The following is a 9,382-nucleotide window of genomic DNA, read 5'->3' as shown; positions in this document are numbered from 1 at the left end:
GTCTACGACAACTCCGGAAGTCCCGAAACCTCCGGCAACGTCAACCCGATCCCCTACTCCTACACCACCGACAACCCCAACAACATCCCCAGCATCGTCACCAACAACGCCGGCCCCGGAAACATCTAACCACCGCCGGTAATCCGTTGCCTGGGGCGTGGCACGCTGTGCCACGCCCCTCAGCGTGTGGGGCGAGGGCAGGCGCAGCGGCGAAGGTGCCCGTGAGCGGACACACGACCAGGGGAGGAGTGTTGTAGGGGCCCGCTGTACCCGAAACGGCTGAGGCGTTTTGGGGACAGCCTGCCGGTCACGGTTCCTGGCGTCGCCACCGCCGCCGTGGCGCTCCTCCGGCCGTCGAGCCTCGCCGCTGTCACATGATCCGCTCATAACCGGCATAGGGTGCCGGCCCCCACACGCCCCTTGGCGCAGCGGTGCGGCTAGGTTCTGTTGTTCGAACGGCTGAGGCGGGGCTGTGGGGAGTGTTCTCCGTTCGCTCGCGCCTCGATCGCTTCGCGATCTCGGCAGCCTGTGGGGACGCCCACCCGCGTGCGCCCATCGCCCACTCTCGCCGCCGTTTTCAAAAGACAACAACCTAGGCCCCCGCCTTCCTGCCGGCCGGCGGGTGGCAACGCCGGAGTTCGCGCACCCGGTGGGGAACGGCGGGCGCGCCCAAGCGAAAGAGCTATCGGCCTACATCGTTACGGGGCCGCAATGCGTACGCTGCGGAGTTTCTCTGTGGCTATTGGTGCACTCGAACTCGCGGTGACCACCCGGTTCTGGCCAGGTGGGCAGGTGGGAGCAAAAACCGGCTGCAGCCGCGTTTTCGCTGGTCAAACCCATGGCTTCGCGCGCCGCCCCACGTAGTGAACCCCGCCTGGGACGCCGGCAACACACAGGGGACCGGAGGGCTGGAGGGTGACGTATTTCGAGGTCAACGCGCATCCGATCCCGCTTGTGCACCCGACAGGGCCTTGACAGCGAGCACGTTACCCAGCATAGTAGCGCACCAACCAGTCGGTATGTGATCCAGACCTCAGCACAGTGTCATAGCGTGCTGGTTCCCCAACCCCGCCCCTGAGAAGAGAGGCCCCATGCCCAGTACCGCGCTCGATCCGCTCCTGGCGGTTGACGGCGTAACCGTCCGCTTCGGCGGGCTGGTGGCGCTCAGCGACGTGCGGCTCAGCATCAGCCCCGGGACCGTGGTTGGCCTCATCGGTCCCAACGGCGCCGGCAAGACCACGCTGTTCAACGTCTTGTCCGGCATCGTGTCTCCCAACGAGGGCACTGTCAGTTGGAAAGGCTCGCCCCTACGCGGCCACCGCCCTCACCACCTCGCCAACCTCCGGATCGCCCGAACCCTCCAAGGTCTGAACCTCTTCGCCAACATGCCGGTGCTCGACAACGTCATTGTCGGCGCCGATCGGCTCTCCAAGGTCGGTATGGCGTCGATGTTGACCGGGCTGGGCCGGTTCCAGCGTGACGAGCGCAGGCTGCGGCAGCGCGCCATGAAAGCCCTGGAGGAGTTCGGGGTGGCGGAGTTCGCCCACGCCCTGCCCGGAATGCTGCCGCTGGGCGCGCAGAAGCGAGTGGCCCTGGCGCGCGCACTCGTTGCCGACCCCGAACTGTTGCTGCTGGACGAACCAGCGAGCGGCCTGTCCGCCGAGGAGGTCCGGGAGTTGGGCGAGCACATCCGCTCCTTCCGGGAACGGATGGGGGTCTTACTGGTGGAACACCACATGGACCTCGTGATGGAGGTGTGCGACCACATCGTGGTCCTCAACTTCGGCGAGGTCATCGCCTCGGGCACGCCCGATGAGATCCGCGCCGACCCCGCGGTGACCGAAGCCTACCTGGGCGCCTCAGCGGAGGGGGACAACGGTGAGTAAACCCCTGCTGCGTGTGGAGGACCTGGTCACCTCCTATGGAGCGGTGCGCGCCGTGGACTCGGTGACGGTTGATGTGGCCGAGGGCGAGATCCACGCGATCCTGGGTGCCAACGGCGCCGGAAAGACGACGCTGCTGCGCACCATCTCCGGTCTGCTGAGCGCCGACTCCGGGCGGGTGTGGCTGGACGGCAAAGACCTGACCCGCACTCCGGCCGAGCAGCACGTCCACCACGGGCTCGCCCACGTACCCGAGGGCGGGGGTGTGATCGTCGAACTGACCGTCGAGGAGAACCTGCGGCTGGGGGGCCTGTGGAAGCGGGACCGTGCCGAACGCTCGGCCGCCCTCACCGAGATGTTCGACCTGTTCCCCCCGCTGTGGGAACGGCGGTCGCGGCCGGCCAGCACGCTTTCGGGGGGAGAGCGCCAGATGCTGGCGATCGGCAGGGCGCTCATGGCCCGGCCCCGCGTACTGCTCCTGGACGAACCCTCTCTGGGACTCGCGCCCCTGGTGACGCAGCGCATCATGCGGCTGCTGCGCGATCTGCGGGAGCGCACCGGACTAACTGTGGTGCTCGTCGAGCAGAACGCGCAGAGCGCGCTGTCGGTCGCCGACCGCGGGCTCGTGCTGTGGCTGGGCCGGGTCGTCGCGCGCGACACCTCCGAGCAACTGCTCGCCGACGACCAGATGCGCCACGCCTACCTGGGCTTTTGAGGACGCGAACGGAAAGCGAACCGTGGATCACTTCATCAACCTGACGCTGTCGGGACTGGCCAATGGCGCGATATACGCGGCGCTGGCGCTGTCCCTGATCATCATCTACCAGGCCACGCGGGTGGTGAACTTCGCCCAGCCGGCGCTCGCGCTCATCTCCGCCTACGTCGCCTACACCGTCACGGGAGCGACCGGCTCCTACTGGCTGGGGTTCGGCTCGGCGCTAGTGACCGGGCTGGTGCTGGGTGTGCTCACCGAGCGGCTGCTCATCCGGCCGGTGCACAACAAGTCGCCGCTGAGCGCGATCGTGATCACGCTGGGCGTGCTGCTCACGCTGCAAGGAACGGCAGGCATGATCTGGTCGAACGAGCCGCACTCGTTCGGCTATGCCCTGGACTATCGGGGGATGTTCTCCCCGGCTGACGCCTTCGCGGTGGGCTCGGTGCTGCTGGTGGCGGTGCTGCTGCTGGCACTGTACCGCTGGACGCCGCTGGGGTTGCGGATGCGCGCCGCGGCCTTCCGACCAGAGGTTGCGCGCATGGTCGGCGTGCGCGTGGGACTGATGCTGACAGTGGGGTGGGGCATCGCCTCGCTGGTCGGGGCCTTGGGCGGTGTGTTGGCCGCGCCCCCCTTCCTGTCCCCAAACGTCCTTGACACCGCGTTCGTCTACGGCATCACCGCGGCGGTCGTCGGCGGGCTCGACAACCCCTTCGGCGCGATCTTCGGCGGGTTCCTGCTGGGCGTGAGCCTCTCCTACGTCTCCTCCTACGCCGGGCCGGAGCTGGTGACGCTCGCCGCGCTGGTGATCCTCGTACTCGTGCTCAGTGTCCGCCCGGATGGCCTGTTCAGCCGACCGCAGGCGCGAAAGGTGTAACGATGGCCTCGTCCGTGAAACAACGCGGGGCGGCCCCCGCCCCGAGCGCTCCCCCCGAGCGTGGCGGCATCGCCGCCCGCTGGGCCGCGATGCCGCTGTTGGCCCGGCACCTGCTGGGGGCGCTGGCCGCCTTCGCCGCGGTGGTGGCCCTCACCTCGATGACCGACTCGCTGACCGATCTGCGCATCGCCAGTATCGGCTACTACACGCTGGCAGTGGCGGGTCTGGGCCTGCTGGTCGGCTTCAGCGGCCAAATCTCGCTGGGCCACGGCGCTTTCATGTTCATCGGCGCTTACACGACGGCGCTGCTGGTGACCAACGTGCCGATGGTGCCGCTGTGGTTGAACCTGGTGATCACGGTCGTGGCGAGCTGTGTGGCCGGTGTGCTGGTGGGCGCGGCGAGCGCGCGACTGCACGGTCCCTACCTGGCCGGGGCGACACTGACGCTGGCGGTGGGGCTGCCGGCGGTCGCCCTGCGCTTCCCCGAGGTGCTCGGCGGTAGCAACGGACTGTCGTTTTCCACCCGAGGCGCGCCGCCGGCGCTCGCGGGGGTCATCCCCGACACGCGCTGGCAGGCGTGGGCGGTCTGGCTGGCGGTTCTGCTGGCCCTGGTCGCGCTGGCCACCATCAGCAAGGGGCGCTTGGGCCGCCAGATGCGGGCGATCCGCGACGACGAGAGTGCCGCCGCCCTGGCCGGAATCAAGGTGGGCCGCACCAAGGTGGTCGCGTTCGTCATCAGCGCCGGCTGCGGCGGGCTCGCCGGCGGACTCCAGGCATACCTGCTGGGCACGGCCACCCCAAGCTCGTTCAGCGTTGTGCTCAGCCTCAGTCTGCTGGCCGCGCTCATTCTCGGGGGCATGGGCAGCCTTTGGGGGGCGCTATGGGGCGCGCTCGCGCTGGTCTACTTCGAGGTCTGGGGCGAAACGCTGGCCGACGCTCTGGAGCTGGAGAGCAAGGTCTCCAACAACCTGCCCATCGTCTTGTACGGCGTGATCCTCATCGCCGTCGTTCTCGCATGGCCGCAAGGCATCCAAGGCGCCCTTAGCCGCCTCCGTCGCCGGTGGCAACGCCGTTGACGCCCACACCGGTGGCCGCCAACGCCGCTGGCTCCACCATCCCTAATCACCGTCGGGAGAACAGCAATGCAATCACGAAAGCTCACTATCGCCGCCGCAGGCGCGGCTACCCTCCTGCTGACATCCTGTGCCGGGGCGGGCGACGTCGAGGACACCGGCTCCAGCGAGCTCGACGTGGCACCCGGTGTCACCGAAGACACGGTCGTGATCGGCTCGCACCAGCCGCTGACGGGACCGGCCGCCCCCGGTTACCTCCAGATCTCCATCGGGGCAGGGGCGGTCTACGACTACATCAACGAAAACGGCGGCGTCCACGGGCGCGAGATCGAGTACGTGGTCGAGGACGACGGCTACGACCCCACCCGAACCGTGGAGGTCACCCGGGATCTGGTGCTACGCGAGGAGATCTTCGCGATGGTGGGCGGTCTGGGTACGCCCACGCACTCCAAGGTCTTGGACTTCCTCAATGAGGAGGGGGTGCCCGACCTGTTCGTCTCCTCGGGGGCGCTGATGTGGAACCAGCCCGAAGAGTACCCGCTCACCTACGGCTACCAGGTCGACTACACCAAGGAGTCGAAAGTCCAGGGCGCCTTCATCGCCGAGAACTTCCCCGACGCCAAGGTGGGCTACCTACAACAGAACGACGATGTGGGGACCGACTCTCGGGCCGGGCTCGACCAGTACCTGTCCGACAACGTGGTTTCGCAGCAAAGCTACGAGTCCAGCTCCACCAACATCAGCCCGCAGATGGCCGAGCTGAAGGACGCGGGGGTCGAGGTGCTGGTGTGTTCGTGCATCCCGGCGTTCACCGCACTGGCGATGCTGGAGGCCCAGGCCATCGACTGGCAACCGCAGTTCGTGGTCAGCAGCATCGGCGCCGACACCGCGACGCTGATGGGGCTGCTCAAGGAGTTCGGCGGCGAGAACCTGCCCGCCGACCAGATGCTCGACGGCATGATCAGTACTGGCTACCTGCCGCAGATCACCATGAGCGACGACCCGTGGATCACCTTCTACCGCAAGGTGCACGAGGAGATGGGCGTCGAGGAGCCCTTCACCAACACCATGCTCTACGGCATGGTGCAAGCCACCCAGTTCGCCCGTGCGCTGGAGGCGGCCGGTCCCGAGCCGACGCGCCAGAGCCTGCTCGACGCGGTCAACTCCAACGACTTCTCCGGCCCCGGGCTGGTGCCGTTCGTGGCCACCGAGGATGACCACGCCGGCTACGACGGCGCCTTTGTCAGCCAGTTCAACGCCGGCGGCACGCCTGAGATCCTGCAAGAGCCCATGGTGACCGACCGTGGCGAGGGGCCGCTGGAGTCCTTCGACCTGGAGCGGCCCACCCCGCGCGAGATCGACATCCTCACCGAGTAGGCCCTTCGCGGGCCGCCCTTCCCCGCGGCCGGGTGCGGGCTGCGGCGTATGCCGCGCTCCGCGCCCGGCCGTGTCGTGTGTGAGGACGGAAGGGGCAGGCAGCAATGCTCGGTGGGAGCGCCGCACGGTCACGGGGGCCGGCGCGAGCACAAGCGCCACCAACGAACAGTCACCACAAGGTCTGAAATTTCTTTCTGAACCTTTCTCACTCACGTGCGCTACAAATTCGCTGGTCAACACGATGCCAGAGAGCCCCCCAGGAGAGGCCACCCCCGACAAAACGCGATATTTCTGCTGCTCAACCCGACTTTCTATAGGGCGAAACGAGGGAGCAACGGCAGCGACGCGGGACGTTCACAAATCAACGCGACCTTGTTACCTTCATCACTCAATGCAAGTTCTTGTAAAGCTTGCAGAGATTTTCAGGCGTGTGGCGCTCTCTCATGGCGGGAGCGCCACCGCCATCCCCCGTTCAGGAGAGTGTGATGACGGTTCGCAGATCCCTGGCGGCTGGACTGGTGATGCTCCTCGGCCTCGCCCTGCTGTCCCTGCCGCCCCTCGTACAGAGCAAACCAGCCCAAGCCGCGACAGCCAACGGCGACGCGATCGTGCACTTGTTCCAGTGGCGCTGGGAGTCAGTGGCCCAAGAGTGCGAGGACGTCCTCGGCCCCAACGGCTACGGCGCGGTTCAGGTCTCCCCGCCCCAAGAGCACGTGGTGCTCCCCGACGAGGGGTACCCCTGGTGGCAGGACTACCAGCCGGTCTCCTACACGATCGACCAGACGCGACGCGGAACCCGCGCCGACTTCGTCGACATGGTCACCCGGTGCCGCGACGTCGGCGTCAAGATCTACGTCGACGCGATCCTCAACCACATGACCGGCACCGGCTCGATCGACAGCGGGGACGGCAGCGCCGGCTCCTCCTACGACAAGTACAGCTACGCCGACCTCTTCGGCGACGGCCAGTACGGCTACAGCAGCCAGGACTTCCACGACTGCCGCAGCGATATCAGCAACTGGGGCGACCCGTGGGAAGTGCGTCACTGCGAACTGGTCGGACTGTCCGACCTCAAGACCGAGACCAGCTACGTCCGCGAGATGGAGGCCAGGTACCTCAACGAACTCATCTCTCTGGGGGTGGCCGGCTTCCGGATCGACGCGGCCAAACACATGGCGCCGGCCGACATCAGCGCCGTGCGCAGCCAGCTCGACGAGGTGCCCTACTGGGGCGGCGCACCTTACATCTACCAGGAGGTCATCGCCGACAGCGCCATCTCCGAAAGCGAGTACACCGGCGACGGCGACGTCACCGAGTTCGACTACCACCGCTCGGTCAGCCACGCCTTCGCCGACGGCAACCTCAGCGGGCTGTCGAGCCTGGGGTCGAGCATGAGCATCGGCGGCGACGCCGCCTCGGTCTTCGTGGCCAACCACGACACCCAGCGCAGCGACCCCATCCTGACCCACCGAAACGACCGCGCCCGCTACGACCTGGCACAGTCGTTCCTGCTGGCCCACCCCTACGGCACCCCCAAAGTGATGTCGAGCTACGACTGGTCCGGCAGCACCGATCAGGGGCCACCGATGGCCTCCGACGGCACCACCCTGGCCACAGACTGCGACGACTCCGCCTGGGTCTGCGAGCACCGCGACGTCGCCGGCATGGTGGGCTTCCACAACGCGGTCGAGGGCACCAGCGCCGGCGACTGGCACAGCGGCAACAGCGGGCAACTGGCCTTCACCCGCGGCTCCAGCGGGTTCGCGGCCTTCAACGCCACCGGCAGCGCGTGGAACGCCACCTTCGACACCAACCTGCCCGACGGCGAGTACTGCGACGTCGCCAACGGCACCTTCGTCGACGACACCTGCGACTCCCCCAACAGTTACGAGGTCTCGGGCGGCACACTGACCGCGCAGGTACCGGCCAACGGCGCGCTCGCGCTGCACGTGGACGCGCTGGGAAGCTGCACCGACCCCGAAGGCTGCGACCCCGGCGAGGAGGGCGACACCGTCTCGACCTCCTTCAACGCCACGGTGGAGACCAGCTACGGCCAAGAGGTCTACGTCGTGGGCAGCCTCCCCGAACTCGGCGCCTGGGACCCCGCCAACGGCCTCCACCTCTCCGCCGACACCTACCCGGTCTGGACGGCCACCCTCGACCTGCCCGCCGACACCACCTTCGAATACAAATACGTCAAACTCACCACCGACGGCACCCTCGAATGGGAGAACGACCCGAACCGCTCGGCCACGGTTTCGGGCTCGTCGGCGACGCTGACCGACACCTGGAACCAGACCTCGGGCGGCGGCTCGGAGTGCAGCACCATCTCCTCGTCGTTCGAGGCCACGGTGGAGACCAGCTACGGCCAAGAGGTCTACGTCGTGGGCAGCCTCCCCGAACTCGGCGCCTGGGACCCCGCCAACGGCCTCCACCTCTCCGCCGACACCTACCCGGTCTGGACGGCCACTGTCGACCTGCCCGCCGACACCACCTTCGAATACAAGTACGTCAAACTCACCACCGACGGCACCGTCGAATGGGAGAGCGGCGCCAACCGCAGCGCCACGGCCGAGGACAACGCCGGCGGGTGCGCTCAGACCCTCACCGGCACCTGGTCCTAGCGCGGGGACACCGGTGAGCCCCGCCTCATGACAGCGAAGCGGGCCGGGAAGCGACACGCCCGCCTGCGCTTCCCGGCCCACCGCGACGCGCTGCCAACGGCGCCGCGGTGGGGGCGTGCCGCCGCATCCCCCGCGGCACGCCCCGTGCATCCCCCGCTTTGGTGGCGCGGGGGCGCCCGTCCTTCCCCGCCCCCGCGCTCCCGCCGCTTCCGGTGTGGGCCGAGCGGACGGTCCCGCTCGGCCCACACCGGCTAGGTTGTTGTTTTTTGAAAAGGTCGGTGCGGGCGAGGGTGGGCGCGATGAGGGGCGTGTCCGCTGTCGCCCCCCAGGGGCAATGTGGCGGGGTGTGGCTTCGGTCTGGGGAGAGCGTGCGGGGTTTCCCGCCGCTCGTGCCTCGACCGCTTCGCGATCTCAGCAGCCCGGGGCGGGCTGTGCCTGAGGTGGCACGGGTGTCACGACGGGGGCTGGGGCCCACGTGGAGCCACCACCACGACAAGGCAGGCGGAGGCCGGGGCCGACGCCGCAACCGGGCAGACGGGAACGAGACCACCACCACAACCGGGCAGGCGAGAGCGGGGTCGACGCCGTGACGAGGCAACCAGGGGGCGAGCACCACGACAAGGCAGGCGGGGAGCCACCACCGCAACCGGGCAGACGGGGCGGCTCGGCGGGTTCCGGCGTGTTCTCAGCCACCACCCCACCGGCATACCCCCCCATTACCTTTTAGGGAGTTCCGCAAGGGAACTCCCGGCCTTCGGGCCCGGCAGGACTGGTCCCCCCTGTCATCGATGATCCGGGGGGTGGTGTCACCGGGCACCGGAGGCACCGCCAGACCG

At 68.1% G+C, this 9,382-nt stretch carries 6 protein-coding genes; all 6 read left to right on the top strand.

Annotated features, from left to right (window positions below; genetic code table 11):
* Window positions 1-1,091: 1,091 nt before the first annotated feature.
* Complete coding sequence (locus tag ABD848_RS24640; RefSeq protein WP_344977532.1) at window positions 1,092-1,886, top strand: ABC transporter ATP-binding protein; 795 nt, start codon at window positions 1,092-1,094, stop codon at window positions 1,884-1,886.
* The gene (locus tag ABD848_RS24635; RefSeq protein WP_344977529.1) at window positions 1,879-2,598 is read left to right on the top strand and encodes an ABC transporter ATP-binding protein; all 720 of its coding nucleotides are present in this window, start codon (window positions 1,879-1,881) and stop codon (window positions 2,596-2,598) included. Before ABD848_RS24640 ends, ABD848_RS24635 begins: the two co-directional genes overlap by 8 nt.
* A 22-nt stretch (window positions 2,599-2,620) precedes the next feature.
* A complete protein-coding gene (locus ABD848_RS24630) occupies window positions 2,621-3,472 on the top strand; it encodes a branched-chain amino acid ABC transporter permease (protein WP_344977526.1) in 852 nt (283 codons plus the stop codon).
* 2 nt (window positions 3,473-3,474) lie between these two features.
* Entirely contained in the window at window positions 3,475-4,548 is a 1,074-nt protein-coding gene (locus tag ABD848_RS24625) for a branched-chain amino acid ABC transporter permease (RefSeq protein WP_344977523.1), read from the top strand.
* Window positions 4,549-4,614: 66 nt separating this feature from the next.
* Window positions 4,615-5,922 carry an ABC transporter substrate-binding protein gene (locus ABD848_RS24620; protein WP_344977520.1) on the top strand — a complete coding sequence of 436 codons (1,308 nt, stop codon included), beginning with the start codon at window positions 4,615-4,617 and terminating at the stop codon, window positions 5,920-5,922.
* A 485-nt stretch (window positions 5,923-6,407) separates the two neighbouring features.
* On the top strand, window positions 6,408-8,546 hold the full coding sequence (locus tag ABD848_RS24615; RefSeq protein ID WP_344977518.1) for a carbohydrate-binding module family 20 domain-containing protein: 2,139 nt from the start codon (window positions 6,408-6,410) through the stop codon (window positions 8,544-8,546).
* Window positions 8,547-9,382 lie beyond the last annotated feature (836 nt).

The sequence above is a fragment of the Salinactinospora qingdaonensis genome, assembly GCF_039539445.1.
Classification (GTDB): Bacteria; Actinomycetota; Actinomycetes; order Streptosporangiales; family Streptosporangiaceae; genus Salinactinospora; species Salinactinospora qingdaonensis.
Note: the sequence above shows the minus strand (reverse complement) of the source record. Positions and strands in the feature narration are given on the sequence as shown.

What these genes read in the sequence shown, in the direction of transcription:
- ABD848_RS24625 (WP_344977523.1), top strand. Translation starts at nt 3,475, where the DNA reads ATGGCCTCGTCCGTGAAACAACGCGGGGCGGCCCCCGCCCCGAGCGCT.
- ABD848_RS24620 (WP_344977520.1), top strand. Translation starts at nt 4,615, where the DNA reads ATGCAATCACGAAAGCTCACTATCGCCGCCGCAGGCGCGGCTACCCTC.
- ABD848_RS24615 (WP_344977518.1), top strand. Translation starts at nt 6,408, where the DNA reads ATGACGGTTCGCAGATCCCTGGCGGCTGGACTGGTGATGCTCCTCGGC.
- ABD848_RS24640 (WP_344977532.1), top strand. Translation starts at nt 1,092, where the DNA reads ATGCCCAGTACCGCGCTCGATCCGCTCCTGGCGGTTGACGGCGTAACC.